Raw genomic sequence first — 16,121 nt, 5'->3', positions numbered from 1 at the left:
GGTACGACCCCACTCGCCCGTTCCGGAGCTGGGGGCTTCTCTGAAGCGGGGACAGCGGGAGAAGCGATGGCCGTACCAGGAGATCCACCCAACGGCACCCCCGAGGGCATCGGCGGGGGTGACGACGAACTGCGCCCGGACGAGTACCGGTCGGTGGTGTTCGACGAGGACTTCGTCCGCGCTGCCCGGCTCCAGGAGTTCTCCGCCCAGGAACGCATGGGCGAACACGCCCGGGCCGTCCGCAGCCGCTCCATCTGGTCGGGCGGCGGCTCCCCGGGCCGCGGCACCGGCACCCCGGGCCGTGGCGCCCGGCAGGGCATGCTGCTCGTGCTGCTCATCGCCACGGCCTTCGCCGTCGCCGTCTACCTGGGCCTGCGCAACCCGTACGTGCCCCCGGCCGGCGGCAACGCCGAACCGCTCGCCAGCACCGTCGTACCCCTGACGCCGTCCTCCGCCGTACCCGGCGGCCAGCCGGCCGCCCTCTACGCGCAGAGCCCGGCGGCCGACTACCGCACCGGGGCGGCCGGGATCGCCCTGCCGGCCGTACGCCGCACCCACCACTTCACCGAGAGCCAGATCGTCGCCGCGCTGTCCATCGCCAAGGACTACCTGGTGCAGTCCTCCCTGGACCCCGACGTGCTCTCCGGCGCGGCCTCCCGGCCCGTACGGGTCCTCCTCGACCCCGGGCAGCTGGCCCAGTTCGACGAGAGCACGACCTCGCCCTCCGGCGACGGCCGGCACGCCGCCACCGGCTGGCTCGTCCGCTTCGACCCCCACACCGCCGTCCTGGCCGACACCCGCGTCCGGGTGAGCGGCACCCTCGCCTTCGAGGAGATCAGCCCCGAGGTGCTGGCGGTGACCACCGACCACACCTTCGTGTACGCCGTACGCCCAGCGGCCGGACCGCCGGCCGGGCCCGACGCGGCCTCCCTCTTCACCGTCCGGCGCGAGCTGCGGCTGCGCTTCGACCACGACGACCTCACCACCCGGCGGGCGGAGCTGGCCTCCGCCTACGTGATGGCCGGGCCGCAGGACTGCGCCGCCGACCCGGCCGGGGGCTTCCGCCCGCTGCTCGCCGGGGCCGCCCCCACCACCATCGGCCCGCCCGTGAGCGACCCGTACGCCAGCGGCCATCCCCGGCGCACCGCCGGGCTGTGCGGGGTCATGGATCCGGCGGCAACCCCGCCCGACCCGTCGGCCCAGCCATCGTCCCCGCAACCCTCGGGGTCCGTGGGGCCCTCAGGGTCTTCGGCGTCCGCGGCGTCTTCGGGGTCGTCGGCGTCCTTACGGTCGCCCTCGCAGGTGCCCGTGGCGCAACCCCAGGCACCGCCCCCGCCGGCCTCCGTCAGCCCTCTTCGGTAGCGCCCTTGCCCTTGCCCCCGGCCTCGCCGCCCTCCGGGGCGGACGAGCCGCCGCCGGCCGCGCCGGTGAACCGGTCGCGCAGCTTCCCGCCCAGGTCGCCCGCTCCGCCGGCTATGTCGCCGACCAGCTTCATCAGCGGATCCCTGCTCGTGCGCACCGACTCCGCGTAGTGCGAGGCGGACTGGCGGAAGGAGTCGGCCACCGAGGCGTCCTTGTCCTCGTCCCGCCGCGGGTAGTGCCCGTCCATGATCCGCTGGTAGTCCCGGCTCTGCGACCACGTGCGCAGCTCGGCGGCCCGCACCGTGGTGAAGGGGTGCGTGCGCGGCAGCACGTTGAGGATCTTCAGGACCGAGTCGCGCAGGTCGCCGCTCGACTCGTACTCGTCGGCCTGGGCCAGGAAGGCGTCGACGTTCATCTCGTGCAGGTGGTTGCCGCCCGCGATCTTCATCAGCCCCCGCATCGAGGCGTTCACGTCCTGCCCCACCAGCAGCCCCGCCCGGTCGGCCGACAGCTCCGACTTGCGGAACCACTCCCGCAGCGCGGTGACGATCGCCATGATCGCCACATTGCCCAGCGGGATCCACGCCACCTTCAGCGCCAGGTTCGTCAGGAACAGCAGCACCGTGCGGTACACGGAGTGCCCGGACAGCGCGTGGCCCACCTCGTGGCCCACGACCGCCCGCATCTCCTCCTCGTCGAGCAGCTCCACCAGCGCCGTCGTCACCACGATGATCGGCTCGTCCAGCCCGATGCACATGGCGTTCGGCTTCGGGTCCTGCTGCACGTACATCTGCGGGACCTTCTCCAGGTCCAGGATGTAGCAGGCGTCCCGCAGCATCTCGTACAGATGGGGGAACTGGGTCTCGCCCACCCGCACCGAGTCCGACAGGAACAGCAGCCGCAGGCTGCGCTCGGGGAGCAGCCCGCTGAGGGCCTTGAAGACCGTGTCGAAGCCGGTCAGCTTGCGCAGGGCGACCAGCGCCGAGCGGTCCGCCGGGTGCTCGTAGGCCCGCGAGGAGATGCCCGGGAACCTCCTGCGATCGCGTGCCGGTGTCTTCTCGAATCCGCTGTCCGTCATGGCGCCTCCCCCTGGATCGGCCTGTGCTGCACTGCGTCCATCCTCTCAACGCCTGAGTCGGCGTGAGCGTGCCCCGGGCCCCCGCATACGATGTGAGGGAAGTCTCCGCCCGCTCCCCGACTCGATAGGTACCTGCCTGATGAGCCTCTCCACCACCGCCCACAACCTCGTCGTCCTCGCCTCGGAGGGCGCCGAGCAGCACGGCGGCAACCACGAGAGCCTGAGCCCCTACCTCACCGGTGGCGGTGCGCTCTTCGTCCTGCTGCTGATGCTCTGGGTGACCACGCGCCTGAACCGCGACCGCTGAACCCCCTCGTTCGGAGGCGGCCGCCGCGCACCCGCCACCGGGCCAGTAGGCTCTGCGCTCATGGGAGAGCAGGAAGTGCCTACGGGCCCGGTCAAGCGCCGGCTCGGCGTGATGGGCGGGACGTTTGACCCGATCCACCACGGACACCTGGTGGCCGCCAGTGAGGTGGCCGCCCTTTTCCACCTCGACGAGGTGGTGTTCGTCCCCACGGGCGAACCGTGGCAGAAGTCCCAGCGGGCCGTGTCGCCCGCCGAGGACCGCTACCTCATGACGGTCATCGCGACGGCCTCGAACCCCCAGTTCTCCGTGAGCCGCATCGACATCGACCGCGGCGGCCCGACGTACACGATCGACACCCTGCGGGACCTGAGCGCGCTCAACCAGGACGCCGACCTCTTCTTCATCACCGGCGCCGACGCCCTCGCGCAGATCCTGACCTGGCGCAACGCCGACGAACTCTTCTCCCTCGCCCACTTCATCGGCGTGACCCGTCCCGGCCACGTCCTGACCGACGACGGCCTGCCCGAGGGCGGCGTCTCGCTCGTCGAGGTACCGGCGCTGGCGATCTCCTCCACGGACTGCCGCGCCCGCGTCGCCGAGGGCGATCCCGTCTGGTACCTGGTCCCGGACGGCGTGGTGCGCTATATCGACAAGCGTGAGCTGTACCGGGGAGCCTGAGCTTCCGCAACGAGGAGAGGCCCCGCGGTGAACGACCCCCAGGATCCGTACGACCCGTACGCCGCCCAGCAGCAGCTCATCGGCTACGACCCGTACGGCAGACCGCTGTACGGCCACGTGCCCGCGCAGCAGCCCCTCCAGCCCGCCCCGCCCCCGTACGGACAGCAGTACGAGCCCTCGTACGAGCAGCCGTACGCACAGCAGCCCCACGGACAGCAGTACGACTACGGGCAGCAGCAGCAGGGCTACGCCCAGGCCCCCGCCCACGGGTACGGCACCCCGCAGCAGCAGTGGATCCCGCAGCAGACCGCCGCCCCGGAAGCCCCCGCCCAGCCGCCCGCCCCGGCCCCCGTACCCGAGCCGCGCCGGGCGGACACGGCCGCCGGCGGGGCCGCGGACCGGGCCCCGGACGGGCCGGGCGACGGCTACCGCACCGAGCAGTTCTCCTTCCTCGACCAGCCGGACGAGGACTCCGAGGACGTCATCGACTGGCTCGCCTTCACCGAGAGCCGCACCGAACGCCGCGAGGAGGCCCGCCGCCGCGGCCGCAACCGGGTCGTCGCGCTGATCGTCGTCCTGGCCCTCCTCGTCGTCGGGGGCCTCGGCTACCTCTGGTACGCGGGCAAGCTGCCCTTCCTCGACGGCCCCGGCGGGCAGAAGGCCGCCACGGCCGCCCCCGGCGCCCAGAAGCGCGACATGATCGTCGTCCACCTGCACAACACCAAGCGGGGCGGCAGCTCCACCGCCCTCCTGGTCGACAACGTCACCACCAGGCAGGGGGCCACCGTCCTGCTGCCGAACACCCTCGGCGTCGCCAAGCAGGACGGCACGGGCACCACCCTCGGCAAGTCCGTCGAGGACGGCAGCATCGGCACCCGCGAGGCCCTCGACACCGTCCTCGGCACCCGCATCGGCGGCACCTGGCGCCTGGACACCCCCTTCCTGGAGCGCCTGGTCGAGCTGGTCGGCGGGATCGAGGTCGACACCGACGCCGCCGTGCCCGCCGACGAGCAGGCCAAGACCCCGGCCGTCGCGCAGGGCCCGCGGCAGAGCCTGACCGGCGCCATGGCCGTCGCCTACGCCACCCACCGGGCCCAGGGCGAACCGGAGGCCAAGCAGCTGGAGCGCACCGGCCGGGTCCTGTACGCCGTCCTCCGCAAGATCCCCTCCGACCCGAAGGCGGCCGCCACGACCGTCGAGAGCATGGGCCAGATCCTGGATCCCGGGCTCGACGCGCAGAACCTCGGCGGACTCCTGTCCCGGATCGGCGAGCACGCCAAGACGGCCGCGTACCGCACCGAGCTGCTCTCGGTGAAGCCCGACGGCGGCCTCACCGACGACGCCGCCAAGAAGGTGGTCAAGGAGATCCTGGGCGGCACCGCCACCGCCGCCCAGCCGGGCGCCGCACCGCGCGTGGGCCTCAAGGACGCCACCGGGGACGAGAAGGCGCAGGTCGCGGCCAAGGCGGCCCTGCTCAACGCCGGCTACGCCTTCGTGGACGGGGGCAAGGCCGCGGGGACGGCCGCCGCCACGCAGATCACGTACCAGGACGAGGGCCGGCGGGACCGGGCGGTCGACGTCGCCAAGACGCTGGGGCTGCCCGAGACGGTCGTGCGGAAGGCCGAGAGCGTGGTGAACGCGGACGTCGTGGTGACCCTGGGCAAGGACTACAAACCGTCCTGACCGGGCGGGGCCGGTAGTACATGAGACCCTTGTAGGGATCTGCCCGCCAACCCGAAAGCATGGCCAGTGACCGCCACGGACCGCTCCATCGAGCTCATCACCACCGCCGCCCAGGCTGCGGCCGACCGGCTCGCGCACGACATCATCGCGTACGACGTCAGCGACGTGCTGTCGATCACCGATGCCTTCCTCCTCGCCTCCGCGCCCAACGACCGCCAGGTCAAGTCGATCGTGGACGAGATCGAGGAGCGGCTGCTCAAGGAGCTCGGCGCCAAGCCGGTGCGCCGCGAAGGCGACCGCGACGCCCGCTGGATCCTGCTCGACTACGTCGACATCGTGGTCCACGTCCAGCACAGCGAGGAGCGCGTCTTCTACGCGCTGGAGCGCCTGTGGAAGGACTGCCCCGAGATCGAGCTCCCCGAGGACGCCAAGCTCACCATCGGCAAGGCCGAGGAGCACGCCAAGCTGCGCGAGGCGCAGGGCGACGACGAGCTGGACGGTGATCTGTTCTGAGCGCGGCCACCAGCACGGGTACCCCCTCCGGGGGCTCTGCCCGCACCGGCAGGAAGATCGTCCTCTGGCGGCACGGCCAGACCTCCTGGAACCTGGAGCGCCGCTTCCAGGGCTCCACGGACATCGAGCTGACCGAGACGGGCCTGGCGCAGGCGCGCCGCTCCGCCCGGCTGCTCGCCTCGCTGAAGCCGGACGCCATCGTGGCCTCCGACCTGAAGCGCGCGGCGGCCACGGCCGCCGAGCTGGCCGCCATCACGCACCTGCCCGTTGCGCACACCGAGGCGCTGCGCGAGACGTACGCCGGTGAGTGGCAGGGTCTGACGCACGAGGAGATCCTCGGGAAGTACGGCGAGCAGTACGCGGCGTGGAAGCGCGGCGAGCCCGTGCGGCGCGGCGGGGGCGAGCTGGAGACCGAGGTCGCCGACCGGGCCGCCCCGGTGGTGCTGAGCCACGCCGACCGGCTGCCCGAGGGCGGCACGCTCGTCGTCGTCAGCCACGGCGGCACCATCCGTACGACCATCGGCCGCCTGCTGCGGCTGGAGGCGCGCGACTGGGAGAGCCTGGGCGGGCTCTCCAACTGCTGCTGGTCCGTCCTCGGCGAGGGCGCACGCGGCTGGCGGCTGCTGGAGCACAACGCCGGCACCCTGCCGGAACCGGTGCTCGGCGACGACGACTGAGCCCCTCCGCGGGCCGCTCCGACCCGGATTTCACTTTCCGGCTGGTCACAGGCTAGAGTTCTTCTTGTTCGCAGCGAAGAACACCGGAAACGGGGGGAACGCCGCGGAGAGCGGGGCTATAGCTCAGTTGGTAGAGCGCCTGCATGGCATGCAGGAGGTCAGGAGTTCAATTCTCCTTAGCTCCACAATCAGGATCCCGTCCCCAACAGGGGGCGGGATCCTTGCGTTTGTCCTCCCCGTGCTTGCTGACCCCGCCGGGACCGGCGTGGCAGAATCGGACGGCCGGAGGGGACACGACGGTCCGACGCGGGAGGGAGTCGCTGACGGATGGGTGCACACCGGCGGCGGTGCGACTGGTGCAACAACGGCACGCCGATCGTTCGGGACATGGAGCCCGTCAATCCCGACTACCAGTACTGGTGCGAGGAATGCGCGCGGGCGCTGATCATAAAAGGCGACCCCATCGAGACGTACCGGGAGCTGGAGGGCGAGCCGATCTACGGCCGGCTCCTCGACGAGCACTGCACGCTCAAGCGCTTCTACCAGTTCGCCCGGGCTTGACGGGGTCAACGGTGGACGAATCGGGCATAACAGGGCTCCCGGAAACCGATTTTTGGTCTGAGGCCATGACCGTGTAATGTTCTCGATGTCGCCAGGGGGAACCGGCAAGGGAAACCGAGAAGGGGCCCGGCGGCAGAGAGAAACAAGGGGCTATAGCTCAGTTGGTAGAGCGCCTGCATGGCATGCAGGAGGTCAGGAGTTCAATTCTCCTTAGCTCCACAGTGTGGAAGAGGGTCACCCGGATCGGGTGGCCCTCTTCTCGTTGTGCGGAACGACCGAGCAGCCGCGCGGGCCGCTGCGGTACCCTGACGCCATGCGTGCCGTACGCCTTCTGCTTACCGAGCCGCGCTGAGCAGCACCGACCCCGAGAAGGTCGGCTTCGGCGCGGCGTCCCCTCCTGTGCGAGGGGTTTTTTCGTTTGGGCAGGCAGAGACGGCAGAGACGATCGATGGAGCTTCAGGAATCATGAGCGAGACGCACACCCCGGCCCCCGAGGCGGCCGAGGGGCACCGTTACACGGCTGCCATGGCCGCCGACATCGAGGCACGCTGGCAGGACGTATGGGACGCGGAGGGCACCTACGAGGCGCCCAACCCCACCGGTGACCTGGCCGGTGACCCGGCGGTCGTCGCGCGGCCCAAGAAGTTCATCATGGACATGTTCCCGTACCCCTCCGGTGCGGGCCTGCACGTCGGTCACCCCCTCGGGTACATCGCCACCGACGTCTTCGCCCGCCACCAGCGCATGTCCGGCCACAACGTCCTGCACACCCTGGGCTTCGACGCCTTCGGCCTGCCGGCCGAGCAGTACGCCGTGCAGACCGGCACGCACCCGCGCGTGTCGACCGAGGCGAACATCGAGAACATGAAGGCCCAGCTGCGCCGCCTGGGCCTGGGCCACGACAAGCGCCGGTCGTTCGCGACGATCGACCCGGAGTACTACAAGTGGACCCAGTGGATCTTCCTGCAGATCTACAACTCCTACTACGACGCGGACGCGAAGAAGGCCCGCCCGATCGCCGAGCTGGTCGCCGCCTTCGAGAACGGCACCCGTGAGGTCCCCGGCGGCCGTGCCTGGGCGGAGCTGACCGCCGGCGAGCGGGCCGACGTGCTGAACCAGTACCGCCTGGCCTACGCCTCGGACGCGCCCGTCAACTGGTGCCCCGGGCTGGGCACCGTACTGGCCAACGAGGAGGTCACCGCCGACGGCCGGTCCGAGCGCGGCAACTTCCCGGTCTTCAAGTCCCGGCTGAGCCAGTGGAACATGCGCATCACCGCGTACGCCGACCGGCTGCTGGACGACCTGGACGCGCTGGACTGGCCCGAGGCCATCAAGCTGCAGCAGCGCAACTGGATCGGCCGCAGCGAGGGCGCGCGCGTCGACTTCGCCCTGGGCGACGAGGCCATCACCGTCTTCACCACCCGCCCGGACACCCTGTTCGGCGCCACCTACATGGTCCTGGCCCCCGAGCACCCGCTGGTGGAGAAGTTCGTCCCGGCCGCCTGGCCCGAGGGCACCCACGCCGCCTGGACCGGCGGACACGCCACCCCCGCCGAGGCCGTCGCCGCGTACCGCAAGCAGGCCGGCGCCAAGTCGGACGTCGAGCGGCAGGCCGACGCCAAGGAGAAGACCGGCGTCTTCACCGGCGAGTACGCCGTCAACCCCGTCAGCGGCGAGAAGGTCCCCGTCTTCATCGCCGACTACGTGCTGATGGGCTACGGCACCGGCGCGATCATGGCCGTCCCGGCGCACGACACCCGCGACTTCGAGTTCGCCCGCGCCTTCGAGCTGCCGATCCGCTGCGTGGTCGAGCCCACGGACGGCCGCGGCACCGACCCGGCCGAGTGGGAGGACGCGTTCGTCTCCTACGACGCGAAGCTGGTCAACTCGGCCGGCGAGGGCATCTCGCTGGACGGCCTGGGCGTGACGGAGGCCAAGGCCGCCATCACCGAGTGGCTGTCGGAGCGCGGCATCGGTGAGGGCACCGTCAACTTCCGCCTGCGAGACTGGCTGTTCAGCCGCCAGCGCTACTGGGGCGAGCCCTTCCCGATCGTCTACGACGAGGACGGCGTCGCGCACCCGCTGCCCGAGTCGATGCTGCCGCTGGAGCTGCCGGAGGTCGAGGACTACTCGCCGCGCACCTTCGAGCCCGACGACGCGGACTCCCAGCCGGAGACCCCGCTGTCGCGCAAGGCCGACTGGGTCAACGTCGAGCTGGACCTGGGCGACGGACGCGGCGTGCGGTCGTACCGCCGCGAGACCAACACCATGCCGAACTGGGCCGGCTCCTGCTGGTACGAGCTGCGCTACCTGGACCCGCACAACGCGGACGCGCTGGTCGACCCGGAGATCGAGCAGTACTGGATGGGCCCGCGCGAGGGCGCCCCGCACGGCGGTGTCGACCTGTACGTGGGCGGCGCCGAGCACGCGGTGCTGCACCTGCTGTACGCGCGTTTCTGGTCCAAGGTCCTGTTCGACCTGGGCCACGTGTCCTCGGTCGAGCCGTTCCACAAGCTGTTCAACCAGGGCATGATCCAGGCCTACGTCTACCGTGACGAGCGCGGCTTCCCGGTCACGGCCACCGAGGTCGAGGAGCGCGACGGCGCGTTCTTCTTCGAGGGCGAGCCGGTCAAGCGCGAGCTGGGCAAGATGGGCAAGTCCCTGAAGAACGCCGTCACCCCGGACGAGATCTGCGAGGAGTACGGCGCGGACACCCTGCGCCTGTACGAGATGGCGATGGGTCCGCTGGACGTCTCGCGTCCGTGGGACACCCGCGCCGTGGTCGGCCAGTACCGGCTGCTGCAGCGCCTGTGGCGCAACATCGTGGACGAGGAGACGGGCGCGGTGACGGTCGTCGACACCGAGCCCGCCGAGGACACGCTGCGCGCCCTGCACAAGGCCATCGACGGGGCCGGCTCCGACATGGCGGGCCTGCGGTTCAACACCGCCATCGCCAAGATCACCGAGCTGAACAACGCCCTGACGAAGGCGGGCCGCCCGCTGGAGCGGTCCGTGGCCGAGCGCCTGGTGCTGCTGATCGCCCCGCTGGCCCCGCACATCGCCGAGGAGCTGTGGCACCGCCTGGGCCACACCGACTCGGTGGTCCACCAGGACTTCCCGGTCGCGGACCCGGCGTACGTCGTGGACGAGACCGTCACCTGCGTGGTCCAGGTCAAGGGCAAGGTCAAGGCCCGCCTGGAGGTGCCGCCGAGCATCTCGGAGGCCGACCTGGAGCAGCTGGCGGTCACCGACGCGGGCGTCGTGGCGGCGCTGGGCGGCGCCGAGATCCGCAAGGTGATCGTGCGCGCGCCGAAGCTGGTGAACATCGTCATCTGACGTGTGAGGTTCCGCGTCTCGGGGTGATCCCGTACGGGCAGGTTGGGGGTTCGAATGGAACCCCCGGCCTGCCCGTGGCGTTTACGGTGGAGGGGACGGGAACAGGCCGGGGAAGGGAACCTCATGGAGGTAGGCGCGTTGGTCATCATCTTTGCCCTGGTGGTGCTGTTCGCCTTCCTGGGGCTGGGCGCCTGGGTCACGGTCAAGGCGGTCGGCGCGGCCAAGCGCGGCGTGGACCGGACGATCACGCAGGCCCGCCGGACGGTCGAGGACACCACCCTGAAGGCCAAGAGCCTCGGCCAGGTCGGGGTCACGGCGGCCCTGGCGCAGCTGCGGCTGGACCTGCGGACGTCGATGCGGGCCACGCAGGCGGCCCTCCACCAGGGGGTCCAGGCGGACGGCTCGCTGAAGGAATCGATCGCCCTCTTCGAACGGCTGAGCCGGCACGGGCACGAGCTGGACGACGAGCTGAAGCGGCTGGAGCAGGAACCGGACCGCAAGAGGATCGCGGAACGCCTGCCCGACCTGCGGGAGCGCACCGCCAAGATCACCGAGTCCGCCGACTCGCTGCGGTGGGCCGCCCGGGACCGGGCCCGGCAGTTCGCGGACGAGGACCTCGCGGCGCTGTCGGCGCAGATCGAGGTGGAGTCGAGCGCGCTGCGCGACTGGTCCCGGGAGTCCGTGGACGACCTGGCGGCCGCCGCGGCCGCGTGGGACGCGGGGCAGCGGGAGCAGGCGCCGGGTACGGGTGCGGGGACGGGCGCGCCGTCGCAGGCGCAGCGGGGGCAGGCCCCGGGGCAGGGACGGGCCGCGCTGAACCCCGCGGCGCAGGCGCCCGGCTACCCCTGGCAGAAGGCTCCCAGGCCGGAGGCCGCTTCCTAGGGACCGGGTGCCGGTGCGGGGCGCCGGTGCGGCCCTGGAGACCGCGGCCGGTGCGCGGTGGAGAGTGGGAGGCCGGGGTGACGCATGTGGGCCGGGCTGCCGGATCACCCCCGCGGGCGGTAACCTCCGGCTCATGTCCCGCCATGTCGCGATCGTCACCGATTCCACGGCCTATCTGCCCCCGCAGGCGATGGCGCGGCATGGGATCACCGCCGTCCCCCTGACCGTGGTCCTGGGGGACGAGGCCCTGGAAGAGGGCACCGAGATCTCGGCCCGCAGCCTGGCCGTGGCCCTGCAGAAGCGCCGCTCGGTCACCACCTCCCGCCCCGGTCCGGAACAGTTCGTACGGGCCTACCGGGCGGCGGCGGACGCCGGCGCGACCGGCATCGTGAGCCTGCACCTCTCCGCCGAGTTCTCCGGCACCTACGACGCCGCCGTGGTCGCGGCGAAGACGGCCCCGGTCCCGGTCCGCGTGGTGGACACCGGCATGGTCGCGATGGCCCTCGGCTTCTGCGCCCTCGCCGCCGCCGAGACGGCCGAGGCGGGGGGTTCCGTCGACGAGGCCGTGGCCGCCGCCGAGAAGCGGGCGGTGGAGATGTCGGCCTACTTCTACGTGGACACCCTCGACTACCTGCGGCGCGGCGGCCGGATCGGGGCGGCGCAGGCCCTCCTCGGCTCGGCGCTGGCGGTCAAGCCGCTGCTCACGCTGGACGGCGGGCGGATCGAGATGCTGGAGAAGGTACGGACGGCCTCCAGGGCCATCGCGCGGCTGGAGGAGCTCGCCGTGGAGCGGGCCGGCTCGCGCAGCGTCGACGTGGCCGTCCACCACCTGGCGGCCCCGGAGCGGGCCGAGAAGCTCGCGCAGCGGCTGAAGGAGCGCATTCCCGGCCTGGTCGAGCTGCACGTGAGCGAGGTCGGCGCGGTGATCGGCGCACACACCGGGCCGGGGCTGCTGGCGGCGGTCGTCTCGCCGCGCTGATCTCTGGGGAGTGGTGGCGGGCCGGTGCCGGTTGGCGGTGGCGGGGGCGGCCGCGGTGGCGGTCGCGTTCACCGGAACGGGTGGCGGGGTTGTCCACAACGGGCGGGTCATCCACCGGAATCGAAGGCTCCGAGCGGGGTGTCCGGGGGCGGTCCTAGCGTCGTGGCATGACTCTACGAACGCGCGCTTCGCGCCTCTCCGAAAACTCCGGGTCCGGCGGTGGCGGATCCCTCGATGCCGGATCTCGCCGTACCGGGTCCTTCAATGCCTTCGATCCGCCCCGTGGGCGTGGCGGGGGTAGCAGCGGGCCCGGCAGGGGGCGGCGGTCGGACGGGCGCCTCAGGGGCCCGGGCCGCGCCCGGTCGCGGCCCCGGCCCGATCCCGCCGCCGTGCGCCGCCGGGCCGAAGCGTTGCTGGGCGGTGCCGCGCCGCCGGCGGCGGGGGCTCCACCGCCGTCCGGGGCCGCGGCTGAGGTCGGGGCTCTGCCTTGGTCTGGGGCTCCGCCTGAGTCTGCGGGTCCGGCTTCGGCCGTGGTTCCGCCGGTGTCGTTGCCGCCGGGTGCCCCTGCGGTTGCTTTTCCGGAGGTCGGGGCCGGGGGGCCTGTGGTGGGGGCCGGGGCCGGGAGGTGGCTGGCGGTGCGGGAGCGGCTGCCGGTGTGGGTGCAGGCGCGGTGCGGGGTGGAGCCCCGGGCGGTGGCCGCCGTGGGGGTGGTGCTGGTCCTGGCGGTGGGGTTCGCCGCCCAGCAGTACTGGTCGGCCAGGCCGCAGCCGGTGACGGCGCCCGCCGTGCTCGCCCCCGCCGCGCCTCCGACCCCGCCTCCCGTACCGGGGGCGGGCTCCGGCGGGCCGGGTGGCCCGATCGTGGTGGATGTCGGCGGCAAGGTCCGCGATCCCGGCGTGCGGCGGCTGCCGGGCGGCTCGCGGGTGGAGGACGCGCTGGCCGCCGCCGGGGGAGTGCGGCCGGGCACGGACACCTCCGGGCTCAACCGGGCCCGGGTCCTGGCGGACGGCGAGCAGGTGCTGGTGGGTGTCACCGTGCAGCCGGCGCCGGGGGGCGTGGGTCCCGGCGGAGGCCCCGGACCCGGCCCCGGCCCGCTGAGCCTCGGCAATGCGACGGTCGAGCAGCTGGACGGGCTGCCGGGGGTCGGCCCGGTGCTGGCGCGGCACATCGTGGAGTTCCGCACCGCCCGGGGCGGGTTCCGGGCCGTGGACGACCTGCGGCAGGTCGACGGCATCGGCGAGCGCCGGTTCGCCGAGCTGCGGAAGCTGGTGCGGCTGTGAGCGCCGCCGGGGGCCTGGGGGCGGGGGCCGGTTCGGGGCCGGCCGGGCCGCAGCGGGCGGGGCCGCGAGAGGCCGGGCCGACGCCCGCGCCGCCCGGACGGGCGGCGGCGGTGCAGGCCGGGTCGGGCCGTGCCGGACGGGAGCAGGCTGGGCCGCAGCCCGCGTCGGCCGGACGGGCGGCGGCGGAGCAGGCCGGGTCGTGGCCGGCCGGGTCAGGAGGGGGTGGGTCGGCGGCTGCCGGGCCGGCGGACGTTCGGGTGCCGGGGGCTGTGGCCGGGCCGGGTGGTGGCGGGTCGGTGGCCGTTGAGCCGGAGGTGGCCGGGGTGGAGTCCACAGGGCCCCTGGATCTGCGGCTCGTGGGGCCCGCCGTGGCTGCCTGGGGGGCGGCTGCCCTCGGGCTCGGGGTGCCGGGGGCGTGGTGTGCCGTCGGGGTGGGGGTCGCGGTGGTCGCGGCGGGGGTGCTGCTGGTGGCGGCGGCTCGCGGGGCGCAGCCGGGGTGGCAGGTCGGTACGGCCGCGGCCGCCGCCCTGCTGTGCGCGGCCGCCGGGGCGGGGGTGGCCGGGCTGGAGCGGGCCGAGGCGCGGGCGGGGCCCGTGGCCCGGCTGGCCGGGGAGCACGCCCGGGTCCTGGCGGAGCTCACCGTCGGCTCGGACCCCCGGGCCGCCCGGAGCGGGAGCGGGCCGCCCGCGGTGGTGCTGGACGCGGTGGTGACCGGGGTGACCTCCCCCGACGGCGCGCGGACCCGGGTGGAGACCCCGGTGCGGGTGCTGGCCGGGCATCCGGACTGGGCCCGGCTGCTGCCCTCGACCCGGGTGGCGGTGGTGGCCCGGCTGGCCCCGGCGCGGGACGGGGAGCGGGCCGTGGCGCTGCTCCGGCCGGCCGTGGACGTGCCGCCCCGGGTGACGGGCGGCCCTGACACCGGACAGCGGCTCGCCGGGAGGCTGCGGGCCGGGCTGAGGGAGGCGTCCGACGGGCTCCGGGGGGATGCCAGGGCCCTGTTGCCGGGCCTGGTGGTCGGGGACACCTCCCGGGTCCCGCCCGATCTGCACGAGGCGTTCGAAGCCACCGACCTGCTGCACCTGCTGGCCGTCTCCGGGTCCAACCTCACCGTGGTGCTCTACCTGCTCATCGGGCCCCCGGGCCGCGCCCGGTACGTCGAGCGGGGCGGGCTGGCGCCCCGGCTGGGGCTGTCGCTGCGGTTCACGGCCCTGTGCGGGGCGGCCCTGACGCTGGGCTTCGTCGTGGTGTGCCGGCCCGACCCGAGCGTGCTGCGGGCCGCCGCCTGCGGGGCGGTGACCCTGCTGGCCCTCGCCACGGGGCGGCGCAGGTCCCTGCTCCCGGCGCTGGGCGGGGCGGTGCTGCTGCTGGTGCTGTACGAGCCCTGGCTGGCCCGTGCGTACGGGTTCCTGCTCTCGGTGCTGGCCACCGGGGCGCTCCTCACCCTCGGGCCGCGCTGGGCCCGGGCGCTGCGGGGGCGCGGGGTGCCGCCGCGGCTGGCCGAGGCCCTGGGGGCCGCTGCGGCGGCGCAGGCCGTGTGCGCCCCGGTGGTGGTCGTGCTGTCGGCCCGGGTGAGCCTGGTCGCGGTGCCGTGCAACCTGCTGGCGGAGCTCGCGGCGGGGCCCGCCACGGTGCTGGGCTTCGCGGCGCTCGCCGCGGCCCCGGTGTGCCTGCCCGTCGCGAAGCTGCTGGCCTGGTGCGCGGGGGTGCCGGCGGGGTGGATCGCCGCCGTGGCACGGGCGGGGGCCCGGCTGCCGGGGGCGGAGTTGCCCTGGCCGGGCGGGCCGGGAGGGGGCGTGCTGCTGGCCGCGGTCACGGTGGCCCTCGTGGGGCTCGGGGTCCGGTTCGGGCGGCGGCGCGGGGCGTGTGCGGCCGTGGCGGTGCTGCTGCTGGTCGTGGTGGTGCGCCCGCCGCAGCTGACCCGTACGATCGCCGGCTGGCCGCCGCCGGACTGGAGCTACGTCCAGTGCGCCGTGGGCCAGGGGGACGCGGCCGTGCTCGCCGCGGGACCCGGTACGGCCGTCGTGGTCGACGCCGGGCCGGAGCCGGGGCCGGTGGACGCCTGTCTGCGGGCCCTGGGTGTAAGACGCGTCCCGTTGCTGCTGCTGACGCACTTTCACGCCGACCACGTGGGCGGGCTTCCGGGGGTGCTGCGGGGCCGCTCCGTGGGTGTGATCGAGACCACCGCGGTGGCGGATCCGCCCGCCCAGGCCGCCCTGGTCCGGCGGACGGCGGCGGATGCCGGGGTGCCCGTGGTGGCGGCGGTGGCGGGGGAGCGGCGCCGGGTCGGGCCGCTGGAGTGGCAGGTGCTGTGGCCGTCGGCGACCGCGCCGCCGCCGCAGGGGCCCAACGATGCGAGCGTGGCCCTGCTGGCCCGCGCGAAGGGGCTGACGTTCCTGCTGCTCGGAGATCTCGAACCACCGTCCCAGCAGGCCTTGCTGAGGGAGCATCCGGAACTCGGACCGGTGGACGTGCTCAAGGTCGCCCACCACGGTTCGGCGCACCAGGACCCCGGTCTGCGCGACCGGATCCGGCCACGGCTCGCCCTGGTCCCGGTCGGTGCCGGCAACCGCTACGGGCACCCGGCGCGGGCCACTCTGGCAGGGCTCAGAGCCCTTGGGACGGCTGTGCTGCGCACCGATACGGACGGCTCCGTGGCGGTCTGCGGCAGCGGTTCGGGGATGCGTGCCTTTCCGGCCGGACGGCGTCCGAAAAGGCGCGGTCATACCGGGCGCGACCACTCTGTTTGCCCACAACCCGACAGCATGATCGAATGCCTCTTCGCCAG

The 16,121-nt window shown here is 73.6% G+C and carries 13 protein-coding genes, 2 tRNA genes and 1 pseudogene; 14 read left to right on the top strand and 2 right to left on the bottom strand.

What is annotated here, in order from left to right; genetic code table 11:
- Positions 1-66 precede the first annotated feature (66 nt).
- Positions 67-1,362: a hypothetical protein gene (locus AB0F18_RS04830; RefSeq protein WP_362055032.1), complete on the top strand. Its 1,296-nt coding sequence runs from the start codon at positions 67-69 to the stop codon at positions 1,360-1,362.
- Here AB0F18_RS04830 and AB0F18_RS04825 read toward each other — a convergent pair.
- A complete protein-coding gene (locus AB0F18_RS04825) occupies positions 1,346-2,440 on the bottom strand; it encodes a M48 family metallopeptidase (protein WP_362055030.1) in 1,095 nt (364 codons plus the stop codon). The two genes, AB0F18_RS04830 and AB0F18_RS04825, sit on opposite strands and share 17 nt — an antisense overlap.
- A 139-nt stretch (positions 2,441-2,579) precedes the next feature.
- On the opposite strand from AB0F18_RS04825, the gene AB0F18_RS04820 reads away from it, so the two are divergent.
- The 12 genes from AB0F18_RS04820 to AB0F18_RS04765 all read left to right on the top strand — a co-directional run bounded on the left by AB0F18_RS04820 (position 2,580) and on the right by AB0F18_RS04765 (position 13,336).
- The gene (locus AB0F18_RS04820; RefSeq protein ID WP_344156102.1) at positions 2,580-2,747 is read left to right on the top strand and encodes a hypothetical protein; all 168 of its coding nucleotides are present in this window, start codon (positions 2,580-2,582) and stop codon (positions 2,745-2,747) included.
- 60 nt (positions 2,748-2,807) lie between these two features.
- A complete protein-coding gene (nadD, locus tag AB0F18_RS04815) occupies positions 2,808-3,425 on the top strand; it encodes a nicotinate-nucleotide adenylyltransferase (RefSeq protein ID WP_045951639.1) in 618 nt (205 codons plus the stop codon).
- A 27-nt stretch (positions 3,426-3,452) separates the two neighbouring features.
- On the top strand, positions 3,453-5,108 hold the full coding sequence (locus AB0F18_RS04810) for an LCP family protein (RefSeq protein WP_362055028.1): 1,656 nt from the start codon (positions 3,453-3,455) through the stop codon (positions 5,106-5,108).
- A 66-nt stretch (positions 5,109-5,174) separates the two neighbouring features.
- On the top strand, positions 5,175-5,621 hold the full coding sequence (rsfS, locus tag AB0F18_RS04805; RefSeq protein WP_045950430.1) for a ribosome silencing factor: 447 nt from the start codon (positions 5,175-5,177) through the stop codon (positions 5,619-5,621).
- Positions 5,618-6,298: a histidine phosphatase family protein gene (locus tag AB0F18_RS04800; protein WP_362055122.1), complete on the top strand. Its 681-nt coding sequence runs from the start codon at positions 5,618-5,620 to the stop codon at positions 6,296-6,298. The genes rsfS and AB0F18_RS04800 overlap by 4 nt, the downstream gene beginning before the upstream one ends.
- 112 nt (positions 6,299-6,410) lie before the next feature.
- Positions 6,411-6,483, top strand: a tRNA-Ala gene (locus AB0F18_RS04795).
- Between the two features lie 142 nt (positions 6,484-6,625).
- On the top strand, positions 6,626-6,859 hold the full coding sequence (locus tag AB0F18_RS04790) for a hypothetical protein (RefSeq protein ID WP_007264019.1): 234 nt from the start codon (positions 6,626-6,628) through the stop codon (positions 6,857-6,859).
- A gap of 146 nt (positions 6,860-7,005) precedes the next feature.
- Positions 7,006-7,078 (top strand) — tRNA-Ala (locus AB0F18_RS04785).
- Between the two features lie 246 nt (positions 7,079-7,324).
- The gene (gene leuS, locus AB0F18_RS04780; RefSeq protein ID WP_362055026.1) at positions 7,325-10,195 is read left to right on the top strand and encodes a leucine--tRNA ligase; all 2,871 of its coding nucleotides are present in this window, start codon (positions 7,325-7,327) and stop codon (positions 10,193-10,195) included.
- A 123-nt stretch (positions 10,196-10,318) separates the two neighbouring features.
- Positions 10,319-11,077: a hypothetical protein gene (locus AB0F18_RS04775; RefSeq protein WP_362055025.1), complete on the top strand. Its 759-nt coding sequence runs from the start codon at positions 10,319-10,321 to the stop codon at positions 11,075-11,077.
- Between the two features lie 133 nt (positions 11,078-11,210).
- Positions 11,211-12,056, top strand: coding sequence for a DegV family protein (locus AB0F18_RS04770; RefSeq protein WP_362055023.1), 846 nt, complete (start codon positions 11,211-11,213; stop codon positions 12,054-12,056).
- A 635-nt stretch (positions 12,057-12,691) separates the two neighbouring features.
- A complete protein-coding gene (locus AB0F18_RS04765) occupies positions 12,692-13,336 on the top strand; it encodes a ComEA family DNA-binding protein (RefSeq protein ID WP_362055021.1) in 645 nt (214 codons plus the stop codon).
- Between the two features lie 212 nt (positions 13,337-13,548).
- Here the strand turns inward: AB0F18_RS04765 and AB0F18_RS04760 are convergent, their stop codons facing one another.
- Complete coding sequence (locus AB0F18_RS04760) at positions 13,549-13,953, bottom strand: hypothetical protein (RefSeq protein WP_362055019.1); 405 nt, start codon at positions 13,951-13,953, stop codon at positions 13,549-13,551.
- Between AB0F18_RS04760 and AB0F18_RS04755 the strand changes: the two are divergent.
- Positions 13,891-16,023, top strand: a pseudogene (locus tag AB0F18_RS04755) (ComEC/Rec2 family competence protein); the annotation flags it as partial. The gene AB0F18_RS04760 and the pseudogene AB0F18_RS04755 sit on opposite strands and share 63 nt — an antisense overlap.
- Between the last annotated feature and the right edge of the window lie 98 nt (positions 16,024-16,121).

The sequence above is a fragment of the Streptomyces sp. NPDC029216 genome (assembly GCF_040648015.1).
Taxonomy (GTDB): Bacteria; Actinomycetota; Actinomycetes; order Streptomycetales; family Streptomycetaceae; genus Streptomyces.
Note: the sequence above shows the minus strand (reverse complement) of the source record. Positions and strands in the feature narration are given on the sequence as shown.